The 16,111-nt window shown below is 66.4% G+C and carries 14 protein-coding genes; 5 read left to right on the forward strand and 9 right to left on the reverse strand.

Annotated elements, in window-relative coordinates:
- Positions 1–54: 54 nt before the first annotated feature.
- Both ACQ6S1_RS11260 and ACQ6S1_RS11265 read left to right on the forward strand, forming a co-directional pair.
- Positions 55–969 carry a LysR family transcriptional regulator gene (locus tag ACQ6S1_RS11260; RefSeq protein ID WP_445041315.1) on the forward strand — a complete coding sequence of 305 codons (915 nt, stop codon included), beginning with the start codon at positions 55–57 and terminating at the stop codon, positions 967–969.
- A 185-nt stretch (positions 970–1,154) separates the two neighbouring features.
- Positions 1,155–2,366: an NAD-dependent formate dehydrogenase gene (locus ACQ6S1_RS11265; protein ID WP_445041316.1), complete on the forward strand. Its 1,212-nt coding sequence runs from the start codon at positions 1,155–1,157 to the stop codon at positions 2,364–2,366.
- A gap of 106 nt (positions 2,367–2,472) precedes the next feature.
- On the opposite strand, the gene ACQ6S1_RS11270 is transcribed toward ACQ6S1_RS11265, so the two are convergent.
- The 9 genes from ACQ6S1_RS11270 to ACQ6S1_RS11310 all read right to left on the reverse strand — a co-directional run bounded on the left by ACQ6S1_RS11270 (position 2,473) and on the right by ACQ6S1_RS11310 (position 13,623).
- Positions 2,473–4,254, reverse strand: coding sequence for a bifunctional protein-serine/threonine kinase/phosphatase (locus ACQ6S1_RS11270; protein WP_445041317.1), 1,782 nt, complete (start codon positions 4,252–4,254; stop codon positions 2,473–2,475).
- A gap of 99 nt (positions 4,255–4,353) precedes the next feature.
- On the reverse strand, positions 4,354–5,307 hold the full coding sequence (locus tag ACQ6S1_RS11275) for a hydroxyacid dehydrogenase (protein ID WP_445041318.1): 954 nt from the start codon (positions 5,305–5,307) through the stop codon (positions 4,354–4,356).
- Positions 5,308–5,318: 11 nt separating this feature from the next.
- A complete protein-coding gene (locus tag ACQ6S1_RS11280; protein ID WP_445041319.1) occupies positions 5,319–6,200 on the reverse strand; it encodes an ABC transporter permease in 882 nt (293 codons plus the stop codon).
- Positions 6,197–7,153, reverse strand: a complete 957-nt coding sequence (locus ACQ6S1_RS11285) for an ABC transporter permease (RefSeq protein ID WP_445041320.1) — start codon at positions 7,151–7,153, stop codon at positions 6,197–6,199. The genes ACQ6S1_RS11280 and ACQ6S1_RS11285 overlap by 4 nt, the downstream gene beginning before the upstream one ends.
- Entirely contained in the window at positions 7,146–8,180 is a 1,035-nt protein-coding gene (locus ACQ6S1_RS11290) for an ABC transporter ATP-binding protein (RefSeq protein ID WP_445041321.1), read from the reverse strand. Before ACQ6S1_RS11290 ends, ACQ6S1_RS11285 begins: the two co-directional genes overlap by 8 nt.
- The gene (locus tag ACQ6S1_RS11295; RefSeq protein WP_445042004.1) at positions 8,177–9,178 is read right to left on the reverse strand and encodes an ABC transporter ATP-binding protein; all 1,002 of its coding nucleotides are present in this window, start codon (positions 9,176–9,178) and stop codon (positions 8,177–8,179) included. The genes ACQ6S1_RS11290 and ACQ6S1_RS11295 overlap by 4 nt, the downstream gene beginning before the upstream one ends.
- A gap of 58 nt (positions 9,179–9,236) precedes the next feature.
- Positions 9,237–10,409, reverse strand: coding sequence for a mandelate racemase/muconate lactonizing enzyme family protein (locus ACQ6S1_RS11300; RefSeq protein ID WP_445041322.1), 1,173 nt, complete (start codon positions 10,407–10,409; stop codon positions 9,237–9,239).
- 28 nt (positions 10,410–10,437) lie between these two features.
- Positions 10,438–11,991 (reverse strand): ABC transporter substrate-binding protein, encoded by a 1,554-nt coding sequence (locus ACQ6S1_RS11305; protein ID WP_445041323.1) that lies wholly within the window; start codon positions 11,989–11,991, stop codon positions 10,438–10,440.
- A 48-nt stretch (positions 11,992–12,039) separates the two neighbouring features.
- Complete coding sequence (locus ACQ6S1_RS11310) at positions 12,040–13,623, reverse strand: ABC transporter substrate-binding protein (RefSeq protein WP_445041324.1); 1,584 nt, start codon at positions 13,621–13,623, stop codon at positions 12,040–12,042.
- Between the two features lie 177 nt (positions 13,624–13,800).
- Between ACQ6S1_RS11310 and ACQ6S1_RS11315 the strand changes: the two genes are divergently transcribed.
- The 3 genes from ACQ6S1_RS11315 to eda are packed head-to-tail and all read left to right on the forward strand — an operon-like array spanning position 13,801 to position 16,108.
- Positions 13,801–14,511 (forward strand): GntR family transcriptional regulator, encoded by a 711-nt coding sequence (locus ACQ6S1_RS11315; RefSeq protein WP_445041325.1) that lies wholly within the window; start codon positions 13,801–13,803, stop codon positions 14,509–14,511.
- Positions 14,508–15,455 carry a sugar kinase gene (locus ACQ6S1_RS11320; protein WP_445041326.1) on the forward strand — a complete coding sequence of 316 codons (948 nt, stop codon included), beginning with the start codon at positions 14,508–14,510 and terminating at the stop codon, positions 15,453–15,455. The genes ACQ6S1_RS11315 and ACQ6S1_RS11320 overlap by 4 nt, the downstream gene beginning before the upstream one ends.
- 17 nt (positions 15,456–15,472) lie before the next feature.
- Positions 15,473–16,108: a bifunctional 4-hydroxy-2-oxoglutarate aldolase/2-dehydro-3-deoxy-phosphogluconate aldolase gene (eda, locus tag ACQ6S1_RS11325; RefSeq protein WP_445041327.1), complete on the forward strand. Its 636-nt coding sequence runs from the start codon at positions 15,473–15,475 to the stop codon at positions 16,106–16,108.
- The last annotated feature ends 3 nt before the right edge of the window (positions 16,109–16,111 follow it).

Here is a 16,111-nt window from a genome sequence, read left to right on the forward strand (position 1 = left end):
CCTCCGGTAAAGCTGCCCGCCCGGCCAAGCGGCCGGATTTCGGGAGCGGGCGCGATGCTGATCCGGCAATTGCAATATTTCACGGCTTTGGCACGGGAGCGTCATTTCGCGCGCGCGGCCGCCGCCTGCCATGTCACACAGCCGACCCTGTCCGCCGGCATCAAGCAGATCGAGGAGGTGCTGGGCGTGCTGCTGGTGGAGCGCGGCCATCGCTTCATCGGCCTGACCGCCGAGGGCGAACGCGTGCTGGCCTGGGCGCAGCGCATGCTGTCGGATTACGAGGGCCTGACGCAGGAATTGGGCAGCCTGCGCGAGGGCCTCGTCGGCCGGCTGACGCTGGGCGTCATTCCCATGGCCCTGCCGCTGATGCACTGGATCACCGAGCCGTTCGCGGCGCAGCACCCGCGCACCTCGACCATCGTGCTCTCGCAGACCTCGGCCGAGATCCAGCGTGGGCTCGACGCCTTCGAACTCGATGCCGGCGTCACCTATCTCGACAACGAGCCTCTGGCCCGTGTCCGGAGCTTTCCGCTTTACGACGAGCGCTACGTGCTGGTGACGCCCTTCCGCTCTCCGCTGTCGGAAAACGGGGAGGCGAGCTGGGAGGAGGCCGCCGGCCTGCCGCTGGGCCTGCTGACGCCGGATATGCAGAACCGCCGCATCCTCGACATGCATTTCCGCGAGGTGGGCACCGTGGTGCGACCGGTTTTCGAGACCAATTCGCCGCTCACCCTCATGGCCCATCTGCGGCGCAGCCGGTGGGCAAGCGTGATGCCGCAGACCTATCTCGATCTGCTGGGAGGAGCCGAAGGCCTGCGGGTGCTGAAGCTGGTGGAGCCGGAGGTCACGCACCAGATCGGCCTCGTCGTCGCCGAGCGCGAGCCGCTTCAGCCCGTGACGCAGGCGCTGGTGCGGCTGGTGAACGCCCGCGACGCGCTGAATGGATTGAGGGACATTTTGAGAGACTGATAGGTTTCTTCTATCAATCTACAAAAACTATTAGTTTGAGCATTCGCCAGTACGCCGCCAGAAATAGCCACGTAGTCGAGGTTTATCTCTCGATGACCTCGCAAGGTATACAGATTATAACGATACAAAACATGATGTTTTGATCTGCTGTATTCCAATTGGGGCAATGATCTGGGAGGCAAAAAGTGGCCAAAGTTGTTGCTATTCTTTACGATGATCCGGAAACCGGGTTCCCGCCGAAATATGCGCGCGACGATATTCCGGAAATCAAGGTCTATTCAGACGGTCAGACCGCACCGACCCCGAAGGCGATCGACTTCAAGCCCGGCGAGATGCTTGGCTCGGTTTCGGGAGAGCTTGGCCTGCGCAAATACCTCGAGGGCCTCGGCCACGAACTGGTGGTGACCTCCTCGAAGGATGGCCCCGATTCCGATCTCGAAAAGCACCTGCACGATGCCGAGATTATCATCTCGCAGCCGTTCTGGCCGGCCTATCTGACGGCCGAGCGCATCTCCAAGGCGCCGAAGCTGAAGCTGGCCCTGACCGCCGGTATCGGCTCCGACCACGTCGACCTGCAGGCCGCCATCGAGAACAATGTCACGGTCGCGGAAGTCACCTTCTGCAACTCGATCTCGGTTGCCGAACACGTCGTGATGATGATCCTCGGCCTCGTGCGCAATTACATCCCCGCGCATGACATCGTCCGCAAGGGCGGCTGGAACATCGCCGACGCCGTGAAGCAGTCCTACGACCTCGAGGGCATGCATGTCGGCACGGTCGCCGCCGGCCGCATCGGCCTCGCGGTGCTGCGCCGCCTGGCCCCGTTCGACGTGAAGCTTCATTACACCGACCGTCATCGCCTGCCGGAATCGGTCGAAAAGGAGCTGAACCTGACCTGGCATGCGACGCGCGAGGACATGTACCCGCATTGCGACGTGGTCACGCTCAACTGCCCGCTGCATCCTGAAACCGAGCACATGATCAACGACGAGACGCTGAAGCTGTTCAAGCGCGGCGCCTACATCGTCAACACCGCGCGCGGCAAGCTCTGCGACCGCGATGCGATCGTGCGCGCCATGGAATCGGGCAAGCTGGCCGGCTATGCGGGCGATGTGTGGTTCCCGCAGCCCGCGCCGAACGACCATCCGTGGCGCACCATGCCGAACGAGGGCATGACGCCGCATATGTCTGGCACCTCGCTCTCCGCTCAGACGCGCTATGCGGCCGGCACGCGCGAGATCCTGGAATGCTATTTCGAGAACCGCCCGATCCGCGACGAATATCTCATCGTGCAGGGTGGTGCGCTCGCCGGCGTCGGCGCGCACTCCTACTCGAAGGGCAATGCCACCGGCGGTTCGGAAGAGGCCGCGAAATACAAGGCGGCAGCCAACGCCTGAAGGATCGCCTGCCTGTGCGCGGTCCGCGTCGGGCAGGCTTTCAAACCAATATGTGAACCTTCTCAACGGGCGCCCCAGGCGCCCGCTTTTTTTGATCGTCCGGACGTCAGTTCCGGTCTGACGGGCGCTTCAGATCGATGACGATGACGCTCGCATTGTCGGGGGCGCCGGCGGCCAGCACGGCTGTGATGATCGCATCCGCCGCTTGCTGAGGCGTTTCGGACGCCGTCGCGGCCTCGAGGACGGCCGACGGCGCCAGCACGTCGAACACGCCGTCCGAGCCCAGAACCAGGAAAAGATCGTCGTCGGTGCGTGCAATGCGCACCATGTCCGGCTCGTTGCCGATGGCCGGCTTGAAGGAAAACAAGCCGAGCGCGCGCGACACTGCGATGCCCTCCGGACGGCCGCTTGCCGGAACAAAGACGCGCAGAGGGCCCCAGGGCATCGCCTCGCCGCTGTCCATCCACCTTTTTTCGCGATCCACGATTCCGCCGGCTGCCGAGATGCGGGCGGCTTCCTCCTCACGGCCGGGCAGGTGCCGTTCCACGAGCGACAGCGAGGAAATTTCGCCCGGAGCGGGGGAATTGCGGAACAGATAGGCCGGCGAATCGCCGAGCCAGGCCAGCAGCAGATCGTCGTTCGAGACGACGGCGATGGAGGCGGTGCTGCCCGCATCCATCGCCGGGTCCATCTCCCGCATCGTGGCGTCCGTGGTGCCGAACGCCCGGGCAATCGCCGCGGATGGGTCCGTGCCGTCGCCTGCCAGATCGTCGGCCAGTGCCATGGCGAGGCGGCGCGCCGCGAACGTGCTGGCTTCCGCGCCTCGCAGGCCATCGAAAACGGCTGCGATCTGCGCGAGGGGCGTTTCCAGCACGCAGGCCGCGTCTTCCATGCTGCGTCGGACGCAGCCGATATGGCTTGCGATCCCGACGCGCACGGTTGCCGCTGGGGCGAGATCGTCTCCCGCCGCCAGATTCGCCCTTATCTGCGCGTGCCACGGCGAGCGGGATTTCAGCTGCTCGAAGATTTCGTCGAATTCCGGCCGTTCAGCGGGGTCCGCGGCCCAGCATTGCGCGGCGATGCGTTTCAGGTCCTCGTCCTCAAAGATCCAGCGGGGGCGAAGGCCCTCTTCGACGACCTTGCCGGCGAATTCGGCCTGAGGGATCGAATCCGGCATGCCGGTGGCCACGTTGCCGTAGGCGCGTGCTCCGCCATGGGCCACCTCGAACATCAGGATGCCGAAGGCGTAGACATCGACCTTTCGGTCGTACGCTTTCCACGACAGCAATTCGGGCGCCATGTGGAACAGCGAGCCGACCGGCTTGTCGAGGACGGAGCCGTGGGGAAGGTGCACGCTGCGGTCGAAATCGGCGATCCTGGCCCTGACGTTTCTTCCGTTCCGCGCGTCGGCATCGGCTCCGAACACGAGGACGTTTTCCGCCTTGAGATCGCGATGGACGATATTGAGTGCGTGGAGCCCGGCCATGCCTTCGGCGATCTGCATCAGGAGCGAGCGAACCAGATCCGGGTCGAGGGTCTCGCCGCGCGTCTGTTTGAACAGGAAGCTGTTCAGGGCGCCGATGTGCGACCGCTCGACGGCCCGGATGAAATGCTCCTGCGTGCCCGAAATCCCGAGGAGACGAACCATTCCGGGAATGCCGTCACCGCACCGAAGTCGGGCGTAGATGTCGGCCTCGTTGAAGGCGAGCTCGGAATTTTTCCAGGGCGTGAATTTGTAGAAGACGGAGGGGGCGGCCTCGTCGGTGACGAGGATCGTGCCATTCGGGAGTTTGCGGCCGTGGGCGGCGGGCGGATCGGACACGTAAGGGAGCGTGACCGGGGTTTTCTGCGCCGCCGGCAGATGAAGAACGAGGCGTGACGCCGGCATGGTGGAGACCTGCGATCGGGCTGGACCTGTCCCCCATTATGACGCGGGCATCGGACGAAATGCATGAGACATTTCGATCCGGACCCGCCGCCGTGTCGTCTAGCGCCTGCCCAGCGCGTCGCCGTTGACGAGGTTCAGGGGCGCTTCGCCGCGCAGGAGACGCAGCATCTCCTCGGCGGATTCGACGCTCATGCGGCGGGCGCTTTCGCCGGTCAGCCCGGCGATGTGCGGGGTGAGCAGGAGGTTCGGTGCGCCGAGCAGGGGGTCGTCGGCCGGCAGGGGTTCGGGCTCGAACACATCGAGACCCGCGGCGCGCAGGCGCCCGTCCTGCAAGGCTGCGATCAGGGCCTGCGTGTCGATCAGGTCTCCGCGCGCGGTGTTGACGAGGATGGCGCCGGGCTTCACGGCCGAGAGCACGGCGGCGTCGACCAGACCGCGCGTTTCGGGCGTGGATGCGATGTGCAGGCTGATGATATCGGCCTCGCGGAACAGGCGATCGAGCGCTACCTGCTCGATGTCCGGCTCGGTGATGGGGCTGCGATTGTAGCCCAGCACCCGCATGCCGAACGCGGACCGCATCGCGCGGGCGACGCCGCGGCCGATATGGCCGCAGCCAACGACGCCGAGCGTCTTGCCCGCGAGTTCGACGCCGGCGAAGCCGCGCGTGCCCCATCCACCGGAGCGGAAACGGCTCTCGACGCCGCACAGATCGCGCGCCAGTGCCAATGCGACGCCGATCGTGTGCTCGATGACGGCCTGCGAGTTGGCGAAGGGCAGATTGGCCACCGGGATGCCGCGCGCGCTGGCGGCTTCCACGGGGATGAAATCGAGGCCCACGCCGTGCCGCACGCAGGCGCGCAGGCGCGTCGCGTGGTCGAAGACATCGTCGGGCAGCTTGGTGCGCACGATGAGGCCCTCGGCATCGGCGATGTTGCGCCGCAGGAGATCCGGATCGTCATTGGCGGGCATCACGAGCTCGCAATCCCGCTGGAGCAGGGCGATGGCGTCCGGATGCAGAGCGGGGCCCGTGGAAAGTACCTTTGGTCGCGACATTGCGGGCCCTCTCAATCGCTGCGGCGGCGGGTGGGATCGAGCAGGGAGCGCAGCGATTCCCCGAGTCCGTTGAAGGCGACGGCCGTGAACAGGATGGCAAGGCCCGGCGCGTACATCTGCTCGGGCGCGATCTCCATGTAGGTGTAGCCGCGCGCCAGCATCTGGCCCCAGCTCGGATCGGGCGGCTGCACGCCGAGACCGAGGAAGCTGAGGCTGGCTTCGGCCAGCAGGGCCGTGGCGAGCAGCAGCGTGACCTGCACGATGACCGGCTGGATGGCGTTCGGCAGGATGTGGCGGAAGACGACGCGCGAGGTCGACGCGCCGAAGGTGCGCGCGGCATCGACGTAGAGTTCGGTCTTCACCACCATGGTCTGCACGCGCACGAGGCGGGCGATGCCGGGCGCGAACACGATGCCGACCGCGATCATGGCGTTGGTCAGGCCGATGCCCAGCGCGCCCGTGACCGCGATGGCCAGGATGATGCTTGGGAACGACTGGAAGGTGTCGATGATGCGCCCGACGAGATTGTCGATCCAGCCGCCGAAATAGCCGGCCATGACGCCGACCGGCAGGCCGATGGCGAGGCCGACGATCACCGCGAGGAAGCTGGCATAGAGCGTGTAGGGAGCGCCGTGGATCAGCCGGCTGAACACGTCGCGGCCGAGATCGTCGGTGCCGAGCAAATGGTTGGCGCTCGGCGGGGCGAGGATGTCCACGCTCTGCTCGAACGGGAGATGCGGCGCGATGAAATCGGCGAACACCGACAGCACCAGCAGCACCAGGAGGAACAGCAGGCAGGAGGCCGCGCGGATATCCGAGGTGAGCCAACGCCACAAGCGGCTGGCGCGCAGGCTGCGCGTCGTCGGGGCCGGGAGTGCGGTATCGAGGCTCATCGTTTGTTCACCCGGGGATCGAGAGCGGCATAGAGGAGGTCGATGATCAGGTTCACGGAGATGACGATGATCACCAGCACGAACACGGAGCCCTGAACGATGGGGAAGTCCTTGTTGGTGGCGGAGGCCACGACGAGCGAGCCGGTGCCGGGAATGGCGAACACCGCCTCGATCGCGACCGTCGCGCCGAGCGTCCGGTTGAAGACGAGGCCGATCACCGTGAGGAGCGTGAGCGACACGTTCTTGAGGCCGTGCTTCCACAGGATGCGGCTCTGCGACAGGCCCTTGGCGTGCAGCGTGCGTACATATTGCGAGGACAGCACTTCGAGCAATGCGCTGCGCAGCTGGCGGGTGATCTCGGCGATGCCGCCCGAGGCCAGGGCGATGGCCGGCAGCGTGGCGTGGAGAAGGGAGCGCCCGAAATCCTCGGTGAGCGGCACCGACCCCGTGGTCGGGAACCAGCCGAGCCCGAGCGAGAAGAACCCGACGAGGATCATGCCCAGCCAGAAATTGGGCACCGCGACGCCGAGCGAGGCGATGCTGGTGACGGCGCGGTCCACCGGGCTGTCGACATTGGTGGCGGCGATGATGCCCAGCGGCACGCCAATGACGATGGACAGGATCAGCGCGAGAACGACGATCAGGAGCGTGTTCGGCAGGCGGCGCATGACCTCGTCGAGCACCGGCTGGCCGTTGATGAGCGAGGTCGACAGATCGCCCTGAAGGGCGTTGGTCAGCCAGCGCAGATATTGCTCCCAGAGCGGGAGGTCGAGGCCCAGCATCTCGCGGATCTGCGCGATGCGCTCGGCCGTGGCGTATTCGCCCGCGATGACGGCCGCGGGATCGCCCGGCACGAGCTGAAGCAGGCCGAACACGATGAGCGTGGCCAGCACGATGACCGGGAGGATCTGGAGAAGGCGTCCGAGAATGGCGCCGCGGAAACCCTTAGACATACCAGGCACCCTTGTCCGCCTGCCCGGCCACGGGCGGCATGTGCACGACCGGAGAGGTGATCTCCGGCGCGAAATGGCAGGCGACATGCCGGCCCGGAGCCACTTCGCGGAAGGCCGGTTCCACATCCGTGCAGGTGGGCTCGGCGTAGCGGCAGCGGGTGCGGAAACGGCAGCCGGACGGCGGCGAGACGGGGCTCGGCAATTCGCCCTGGAGCATCACGCGCCGCTCCGTGCGCAGATTGGATGGCAGCGCCTCCGGCTCCGCCGAGAGCAGAGCTTCGGTGTAGGGGTGGAAGGGATGGGCCATGATCTCTTCGGTCGGGCCCATCTCGACCACGCGGCCGAGATACATCACGGCGATGCGGTCGCTGACATGCGCCACCACGCCCAGATTGTGGGTGATGAAGACGTAGGTGAGCCCGAAATCCTTCTGCAGCTCCGCGAACAGATTGAGGATGTCGGCCTGGATCGAGACGTCGAGCGCGGCCACCGCCTCGTCGCAGACGATGACGGAGGGGCGCAGCGTGAGCACGCGGGCGATGCACACACGCTGCTTCTGACCGCCCGACAGCTCGTGCGGATAGCGATGGCGGAAATCCGGCGACAGGCCGACGCGCTCCATCATCTCGATGGCGCGGGCCTCACGCTCGGCCTTCGGCAGTTCGCCCGCAATGTCGAGCGGCTCGCGGATCGAGCCCAGGATCGTCATGCGCGGGTCGAGCGCGGCGTTGGGGTCCTGGAAGACGATCTGGAAGTGCTGGCGGTGGCGGCGCAGCGCGCCGGCGCCCAGCGTGTAGGGATCAACATCGCCGTGCAGGACATGGCCGGCCGAGGGCTTTTCCAGGCAGACGAGGGCGCGGCCGAGCGTGGTCTTGCCCGAGCCGGATTCCCCGATGATGCCGAAGGTCTCGCCGGGCATGACCTCGACGCTGACGCCGTCCACTGCGCGCAGCAGCTTGTTGCCGCCGACCTTGAAATGGATGCCGACATCCTGCGTGGACAGCAGGGGCTTCTGGGCGGCACTCATGACAGAACTCCCGGAGGGGCGATCTCGGCGTGGCGGCAGCAGCGGGCGCGGGCGGCGCCCTCCAGCATGAACAGGGGCTGCTTCTCCTCGCATTTCGGCTGCGCATAGGTGCAGCGCGGGCGGAAGCGACAGCCCTCCGGCATCTGGCCGCGCTGGGGAACGCGGCCGGGAATGGCGGGCAGGGGCGATTTGCGCGGCGACAGCGACGGCAGCGAGCGCAGCAGGCCCGAGCTGTAGGGATGGCGGGGCTGGACGAGGACGTCATCGATCAGGCCCTGCTCGACGACCTCGCCCGCATACATGGTGACGAGGCGCGAGCAGGTCTGCGCGACGAGGCCGAGATCGTGGGTGATGAACAGCATGGCCATGCCGAGCCGCGAGCACAGCTCGCCCAGCACGTCCACGATCTGCGCCTGCACGGTGACGTCGAGCGCGGTGGTCGGCTCGTCGGCGATGAGAAGGCGCGGTTCGCACACGAGCGCAATGGCGATCATCGCGCGCTGGCGCATGCCGCCGGACAATTGGTGGGGATAGGCATTGTAGCGCAGCGCCGGCTCGGGGATGCCGACCTTGTTCAGGGCGTCCACCGCGCGGTCGCGCGCTTCCTTGCGACTGACATTGCGGTGCGCGAGCAGCGTCTCGGTGATCTGCTCGCCGATGGTGAAGACCGGGTCGAGCGCGCTCATCGGCTCCTGGAAGATCATGCTGATCTTGCGGCCGCGCCGGCGGCGCATCTCGCGCGCCGACATGCGGGCGAGATCCTCGCCCTCGAGCAGGATCTGGCCTTCGATCTCGGTGGTACGCGGCGGCAGGAGGCCCATCAGGGCAAGGCCCGTGACCGTCTTGCCGCAGCCGCTCTCGCCGACCAGACCGACGATCTCGCCGGGCTGGATCTGGAACGACACGTCGCGCGTGACCTGCACGGCGTTGCGCCCGTTGCGGAACGAGATCGCGAGATCGCGCACGTCGAGGAGCGGCGCGGAGGGTGCCGCTCCCATGGCGATATTGGGATCCTGAATGCTCACGACGAACCTCCCGCGGGTTTCCGTTCGGTCTTCAGGCCGCGCGCCGGCGGACGGCGGCCTCGTCGACATCCGTGCCCCAGCCCGGACGGTCCGGCACCACGAACTGTCCGTTCTCGATGACCGGCGCATGGGTGACGAATTCGCCCTTCCACGGCACGTCGTCGATATCCATTTCCATGATGCGCAGGTTCGGCACGAGCGCGGCAAAATGGGCCGAGATGTGATCGGCGAGGTAGCCGTAGAAATTGTGCGGCGCGACGTTGACTTCGTAGGTGTCGACCAGCGAGGCGATCTTCAGGCTCTCGATGAAGCCGTTCCAGATAACGTCGACGATGGCGACGTCCATGGCGTAGGCGTCGAGGAAGGGCTTGTAGCTGCGCCGCTGGTAGAGCGATTCACCGCTGGCGATGGGGAAGCCCGCCTCCCGCCGCAGCAGCGCGAGGCTGCCCGGATCGTAGGTGTCGAGTTCCAGCCAGGACAAATTGTAGGGCTCGAGCGCGCGGATGAGCTGGAGATAGCCCTCCGTGCGGAAGTGGAAATTGGCGTCGAGCATGATCTCGACATCGGGCCCCGTGCCGGCGCGCAGGGCTTCCATCTGGCGCTTGACGCTTTCCAGAACCTGGGGTTGCGGGTTCAGCTCGGGGAAGCCGGGCATGGTGCCGAAGCCGGGCCGGAAATTGGCGATCTTGCCGTCTTCCAGCATCATGATGTTGGTCTTCAGCGCGCGGAAGCCCTTGGCCCGCACCTCCTCGCCCATCTTGTGGATGTCGTCATAGGTGCGGATGGGGTTGGCGCCGAGGATTTCGGGATAGCGCACGCGATAGGTGCCGCAATGCGACCAGTAGACGGGCAGACGGTCGCGCACCGCGCCGCCGAACAGCGCGTGGACGGGAACGCCGAGCGCCTTGCCCTTGATGTCGAGCAGCGCATTGCCGATGGCGGCCAGCGCGTGCTGGTTGATGCCGGACCAGGCCGGCACCGCATGTGTGTAGAGCTGCGCGAGGATCCATTCGACCCGCATCGGATCCTGGCCGATCAGGCGATCCGACAGAGCGCGGATCGTCGCCGTCAGGCCGGCATTGCCGACATTCTCATTGTACTCCGACCAGCCGATCACGCCCTCGTCGGTCGTGATCTTCAGGAAGGACGTGGTCCGCCAGCCGGAATTGGCGTGCAGATCCTCGATCTTTGCGATCTTCATCATGGTCTCGCTGTGCGGGGCATGAAGGCCGTCAGGCCTCCAGCCAGATCCCGTTGAACTTCGGCTTGCCGAGGAGGTTGGGCTCGTAGCCCTTCACGCCCGGCGTATGGACCTCGATGCCCGGCACGAAGGCCAACTCGCAGGACAAAGCGTGCTCCAGCGACGCGCGCTCCAGCTTGGAGAAGGCGGCCTTGCGGGCGGCCTGGTCGGTGCTGGACTGCGATTCGATCTGGGCGGCGGCCATTTCCGGCGGCGGCGGCACCTTGCCTGAATTGTTGAAGCCGTTCTCGCCATAGACCAGCGCGAAGGGCTGGCTGGGATCGGGCCGGCCGGTCCACAGCGCCAGCAGCATGTCGCCTTCGCCGCGCACCATGAAGCGCTGGTACATGTCGGCGCTCGAACCCACCGTCATCTGGGCGCGGATGCCCGATTTGCGCAGCTGCTCGATGATGATCTCGTGACGCTGCTGCGAGGCCTGGTCGGAATAGCCGAAGAACTGGATGTCCACGCCGCTCTCGAAGCCGGCCTCCTTGAGAAGCCCCTTCGCCTTGTCAGGATCGTGGGTGTAAAAATCGTTCAGGCTTTCATCGTGCGCCCAATAGCCGGGCGGCAGCATGGTCTGCGCCGGCACGCCGAGGCCGAGCAGGGCCAGTTCGTTGAAATTGCTGCGGTCGATCGCGTAATTGATGGCCTGACGGACACGCACGTCGTTCAGCGGCTTGCGGCCGTAATTGAACAGCAGATGATAGTCCGCGATCGTCGGCGTGGAGCTGACGATCACCTTGCCCTTCATCCGGTCGGCGACGAGCTTCTGCTGCGGATTGAGGCGGTAGGAGAAATGGTTCTCCCCGGCGATGATGGAGCGCAGCGCCGTGTTGAGATCGGTGATGATGCGGTAGGTGATGCCGTCGAGATGGGGCAGGCCGGACTGCCAATAATTCTCGTTCTTCGTCAGCACGACGACGTCGTTGTCGTTCCAGCGCTCGAACTTGAACGGCCCGGTGCCGACCGGCTTGCGGTCATAGCCCTGGCCGCTCTCCTCGACCGCCTTGGGCGAGGACATCATGCCCGCGCGGTCGGCCAGGATCAGCGGCAGCGCGGTGTCGGGCTGGCTGAGGCGGATGGTGATCTCGTGCGGGCCGGTGACATCGACGGAGGTCACGGTCTGCAGGTCGCCGCGCACCGACGAGCGCGGATCGGACTTGGCGCGGTCGAGGTTGGCCTTGGCGGCTTCCGCGTTGAAGGGGGTGCCGTCGTGGAACAGCACGCCTTCGCGCAGCGTCATGGTCAGGGTCTTCGGGTCGGTGAAGGTCCACGCGGTCGCGAGGCCCGGACGCGCCGTCAGCGTGGCGGGCTCGAAGTCCACCAGCGTGTCGAAGATCGGATACAGAAGCATGTGGTCCGACCCCGTGCCGCCCGTCACCGGATCGAGCGTGGAGGGGTTGAACGGCGCCGCGACCTTCAGCACGCCGCCCTTGCGCGGGGCGCCCTGGGCGTGCGCGGCCGAGGACAGCATGGTCGAGGACAGGAGCGGCAATGCCGCGAGGCCGCCGAGACCGGCGAGAACATGGCGTCTGTGGATCATAATGTCTCCCTCAGGGTCGGAGGCGCCGCGCGGGGCGGCGCCGCGACATCAGCTTTCGAGCCAGATCGTGTTGAACTTGGGTTTGCCGAGCAGGTTGGGCGTGTAGCCCTTCACGGCCGGCGAAAAGACCTCGATGCCCGGCACGAAGGCGACCTCGCAGGACAGAGCGTGCTCCAGGGCCGCCCGCTCCAGCTTGGCGAAGGCCTTGCGCCGATCGTCCTGGCTGACCGCCGATTGCGATTCGCTCTGCGCGGCGGCGAGCTCGGGCGGCGGCGGCACCTTGCCGGGATTGTTGAAGCCGTTTTCGCCATAGACCAGCAGGAAGGGCAGGCTGGGATCGGGGCGGCCGGTCCACAGCGTCATGATCATGTCGCCCTCGCCGCGAACCATGAAGCGCTGGTACATGTCGGCATTGGAGCCGGAGGTCAGGTTGGCGCGAATGCCGACCTTGCGCAGCTGCTCGATGATGACCTCGTGACGCTGCTGCGAGGCCTGGTCGGCATTGCCGAAGAACTGGATGTCGACGCCATTCTCATAGCCCGCATCCTTGAGCAGGGCCTTCGCCTTGTCCGGATCGTAGGTGTAGAAATTGTCGAGCGAGGAATCGTGCGCCCAATAGCCGGGCGGCAGCATGGTCTGCGCGGGCACGCCGAGGCCGAGCAGGGCGGCGCGGTTGAAGGCGTCGCGGTCCACCGCATAATTGATGGCCTGACGCACGCGCACATCGTTCAGCGGCTTGCGCGAGTAATTGAAGATGAGGTGGTAGTCGGCGATCGTCGGCGTCGAACTGATGATGACGCTCTTGCCCGCGCGCTCGGCGACGAGCTTCTGCTGCGGGTTCAGCCGGTAGGCGAAATGGTTCTCGCGGGCGACGACGGACCTCAGGCCCGTGTTCAGATCGGTGATGATCTGGAACACCATGCCGTCGAGGTGCGGCAGGTCCTTGTCCCAATAATCGGCGTTTTTCGTGAGCACGACGCGATCATTGTCGGCCCAGCTCTCGAACTTGAACGGCCCCGTGCCGACCGGTGAGCGGTCGTAATCGCGGCCCTTGCCGGCAAACGCCTTGGGCGACGACATCATGCCCGAACGATCGGCCAGGATCAGCGGTAGCGCGGTGTCGGGCCGGTTGAGCTTCAGCGCCACCTTATCGTCGGCCACCACTTCGACGGATTCGAGCGATTGCAGATCGCCGCGCACGGCGGAGCGCGGATCGCTCTTCGCGCGGTCGAGATTGGCCTTCACCGCTTCCGCATTGAAGGGCTCGCCATCGTGGAAGCGCACGCCCGGCCGCAAGGTGAGAAGAAGGGTCTGCGGATCGGGGAATTCCCACGCGAGCGCAAGCCCCGGCCGCGCGGACAAGGTGGTGGGCTCGAAATCGACCAGCGTGTCGAAGATCGGATAGAGGATCATGTGATCCGAGCCCGCGCCGCCTGTGACGGGATCGAGGCTCGACGGATTGAAGGGCGCGGCCAGCTTCAGCACGCCGCCCTTGCGCGGCGTTTCCTGCGCATGGGCCATCGTCGGCAGGAAGGGCAGCGCCGATGTCGCGCCCATCAGCATCAGCATGCGCCGCCGGTCCATCGCGAACCGGTTACGCCATTGTCTGTTGGGGTCGTGGAAATCGCTCATGAATAATCCTCCCAATCGTGCCTGCGGCTCTTGTGGCCGCTGTTTCGCTGTCCGGTGTCCCGCCCAGCGTTTTGAGCATCCCTCGTATGCGAGGAATGATGCACTCGACGATCAAATATAATATATAATATAAGAAGGCAAGCCGCGCCGTAGCTCTGTGCTATGATGAAGCGGACGATGATAGGCTTTCGCAGCTACGGGCTGACGGAGGCGGGAGGCGCGGTGACCGAGGTCATTCTCAACGGCATATCCGAGACGATGTCCTCCCGCGTCGAGCAGGCCATTCGCAAGGACATCGTCAGCGGCGACATCGCGCCCGGCACCCGCCTGCGCGTGGCGCAGCTCAGCGCCAAATACGGGGTCAGCCCAATCCCCGTGCGTGAGGCGCTGCGCCAGCTGGAGGGCGACCGGCTCGTCGTCATCGATCCGCACAAGGGCGCTATCCTGCGCGGCGTGACGCGCAAATTCGTCATCGACATGCACGACATGCGCGCGGCGATCGAGGCGCTGCTGGTCGAGAACGCGTCCCGCAAGATCAGTGCGGACGAGACGGTGAAACTCCGCCGCCATGCCGAGATCTATGAGGAGGCCGTGGCCGCCAACGACGCGGCCGGCATGGTGCAGGCCAATCGGGCCCTGCACCGCTTCATCGCCATCGTCGGCGACAATCCGGAAGCGGCCCGCATCCAGGATCAGGGCTGGGAGCTCGTGGTCGCCATCCGCAAGCGCTACGGCTTCGGCGAGAACCGCATCACCAACATCCTCGAGGAGCACCGTCTCCTGGTCGACGCCATCGCGAGCGGCGATTGCGCACGGGCGGTCGAGGTCGCCCGGCACCATTGCGCCGCCGCGCGTGACGATCTCGTGGTGCGGATGCCGGCCGAATGAGCGGGACGGTGGCTCCTGTGGCAAAACGGTTCGACCTGTTGTGCATCGGCGAACCCCTGATGGAGTTCGCGGAAGTGACGCGCGCCGGCGAGCGACTGATGCTGCCGGGTTTCGGCGGTGATGTGGCGAATGTCGCGGTCTCCGCGGCGCGGCAGGGCGCGAAGGTCGCGCTGTTCACCGCGCTGGGGGACGACCGCTTCGGGCGCGATTTCCTCGATCTGTGGGACCGCGAGGGGATCGACCGCAGCACCGTCATCACCCGGTCGGACGGCTATACCGGAGCCTATTTCATCACCTATGGCGCGGACGGGCACGAGTTCAGCTATGCCCGCTTCGGCTCGGCGGCGAGCCGGATCAGCGAGGCCGAACTCTCGAACGCGCTTCTGGCGGACACCCGTATCCTCCACGTCTCCGGCATCAGCCAGGCCATCAGCGATAGCGCCAGCGAATGCGTGGTCTCCGCCATGGCGCAGGCAAAGGCCGCCGGGGCGCTGATCTCCTACGACACCAATCTGCGGCTGCGGCTGTGGCCGCTGGAGCGCGCCCGCGCGGTGATCCACCGCGCCATGGCCGATGTCACGATTGCCCGGCCGGGGCTCGACGATGCGCGCCAGCTGACCGGCCTGCAGACACCGGATGAGATCGCCGATTTCTATCTCGGGCTCGGGCCCCGCATCGTGGCGCTGACGCTCGGCCGCGAAGGCTGCCTCGTCGCTACGCCGGAGCGGCGTTGCGTGGTGCCCGGCATCAGCGTGGACGCGGTGGACGCCTCGGGCGCGGGCGACACGTTCGGCGGCGCCTTCCTCGCGGAATATCTCGTGACCGGCGATCCCTTCGCCGCCGCGCGCTACGCCAATGTCGCCGCCGCGCTGCAGACGCGCGGCCATGGCGCGGTGGCCCCCATGCCGTTCCGCCGCGACGTGACGGCGGCGCTCGCCCACTGACCGAAACGGAGCCCACGATGATCGACCACAATCAGGCCCTGCGGGATCTTCTCGGCCGTGGCCCCGTCGTTCCCGTCCTGACCTTCCAGACGGCCGAAGAAGCGATCGATGTGTGCGGCGCCCTGCTCGACGGTGGCGTGGATGTGCTGGAGATCACCTTGCGGACGCCGGGCGCGCTTGAGGTGATCGAGGCCGTCGCGCGCCGGTTTCCCGAGGCCCAGGTCGGCGCGGGAACGGTGCTCGGCATGGACCAGGCCAAAGCGGCCAAGGCTGCCGGCGCACGCTTCCTCGTTTCGCCCGGCTGCACCGACGCGCTGCTGCGGGAAGGGGCCGATTTCGACCTGCCCTGGCTGCACGCCGCCGTCACAGCCTCGGAGGTGATGCGGCTGCGCGAGCACGGGCGCAAGGTGCTGAAATTCTTCCCCGCCGAAGCCTCGGGCGGCACGGCGATGCTGAAATCCTGGGCCCCGGTGCTGCCGGACATCCTATTCTGCCCGACGGGCGGGATCGATGTCGAAAAGGCGCGTGGCTATCTTGCCCTGCCGAACGTGGCGGCGGTGGGCGGCTCCTGGCTGACCCCGCCCGACGCCGTGGCGGCCCGTGACCGCAGCCGTATCACGGCATTGGCAAAGGCGGCCGCCGACCTTCGCTGACGG

Source organism: Terrihabitans aquatilis, from assembly GCF_052542005.1.

Excerpts from the sequence above, each read along its gene's own strand:
- ACQ6S1_RS11315 (WP_445041325.1), top strand. The coding sequence starts at position 13,801 with ATGATAGGCTTTCGCAGCTACGGGCTGACGGAGGCGGGAGGCGCGGTG.
- ACQ6S1_RS11270 (WP_445041317.1), bottom strand. The coding sequence starts at position 4,254 with ATGCCGGCGTCACGCCTCGTTCTTCATCTGCCGGCGGCGCAGAAAACC.
- ACQ6S1_RS11275 (WP_445041318.1), bottom strand. The coding sequence starts at position 5,307 with ATGTCGCGACCAAAGGTACTTTCCACGGGCCCCGCTCTGCATCCGGAC.
- ACQ6S1_RS11320 (WP_445041326.1), top strand. The coding sequence starts at position 14,508 with ATGAGCGGGACGGTGGCTCCTGTGGCAAAACGGTTCGACCTGTTGTGC.
- ACQ6S1_RS11305 (WP_445041323.1), bottom strand. The coding sequence starts at position 11,991 with ATGATCCACAGACGCCATGTTCTCGCCGGTCTCGGCGGCCTCGCGGCA.
- ACQ6S1_RS11310 (WP_445041324.1), bottom strand. The coding sequence starts at position 13,623 with ATGAGCGATTTCCACGACCCCAACAGACAATGGCGTAACCGGTTCGCG.
- ACQ6S1_RS11280 (WP_445041319.1), bottom strand. The coding sequence starts at position 6,200 with ATGAGCCTCGATACCGCACTCCCGGCCCCGACGACGCGCAGCCTGCGC.
- eda (WP_445041327.1), top strand. The coding sequence starts at position 15,473 with ATGATCGACCACAATCAGGCCCTGCGGGATCTTCTCGGCCGTGGCCCC.
- ACQ6S1_RS11260 (WP_445041315.1), top strand. The coding sequence starts at position 55 with ATGCTGATCCGGCAATTGCAATATTTCACGGCTTTGGCACGGGAGCGT.
- ACQ6S1_RS11300 (WP_445041322.1), bottom strand. The coding sequence starts at position 10,409 with ATGATGAAGATCGCAAAGATCGAGGATCTGCACGCCAATTCCGGCTGG.
- ACQ6S1_RS11285 (WP_445041320.1), bottom strand. The coding sequence starts at position 7,153 with ATGTCTAAGGGTTTCCGCGGCGCCATTCTCGGACGCCTTCTCCAGATC.
- ACQ6S1_RS11295 (WP_445042004.1), bottom strand. The coding sequence starts at position 9,178 with ATGGGAGCGGCACCCTCCGCGCCGCTCCTCGACGTGCGCGATCTCGCG.
- ACQ6S1_RS11290 (WP_445041321.1), bottom strand. The coding sequence starts at position 8,180 with ATGAGTGCCGCCCAGAAGCCCCTGCTGTCCACGCAGGATGTCGGCATC.